The 524-nt window shown below is 80.9% G+C and carries 1 pseudogene; it reads right to left on the reverse strand.

Features of this window, described 5'->3' with window-relative positions:
- Window positions 1-202: 202 nt before the first annotated feature.
- Window positions 203-524 (reverse strand): annotated as a pseudogene (locus AAHZ94_RS34925) (hypothetical protein); the annotation flags it as partial.

The following is a 524-nucleotide window of genomic DNA, read 5'->3' on the forward strand; positions in this document are numbered from 1 at the left end:
CCCCCCCCCCCCCCCCCCCCCCCCCCCCCCCCCCCCCCCCCGGGCCGCCCGGGGGGCCCCCCCCCCCGGCCCCCCCCCCCCGGCCCCCCCGGGGGGGGCCCCCCCTGCGTGGACCGCCGGTCGGGGCGGGCGCGGTGTGCGCCGTCGGGGCCGCCGGTTCACTCGCTCCGGCGTGGCCCCGCAGTCCGGTGGATCGGGTGGATCAGGCCGCCGCGGCGGGGCGGTTGATCAGGCGCGGCAGCAGCCGGAAGCCGACACCGCCCGCGATCATGGTCGCCGCGCCGACGACCAGGAAGGTCGTCTCGGAGGCGCCGGTCTCGGCCAGCTCCTCCTTGGGCTTGCTCTGCTGTACGGGCTGCGCACCCGCGCTGTCGGTGTCGGTGTTGTCCGCGCAGCCGCTGCCGTCGGTGTCGACCGGGCAGGTGCCCGAGCCGTCGTTGCCGGTGCCGCCGGTGCCGCTGCCCGGGTTGGTCGGGTGCGCGGAGGAACCGTCCGTCGGCTGACCGCTGGGCGGCGTCGTCGGC

Source organism: Streptomyces sp. HSW2009, assembly GCF_040240285.1.
In the GTDB taxonomy this organism is placed as follows: domain Bacteria; phylum Actinomycetota; class Actinomycetes; order Streptomycetales; family Streptomycetaceae; genus Streptomyces.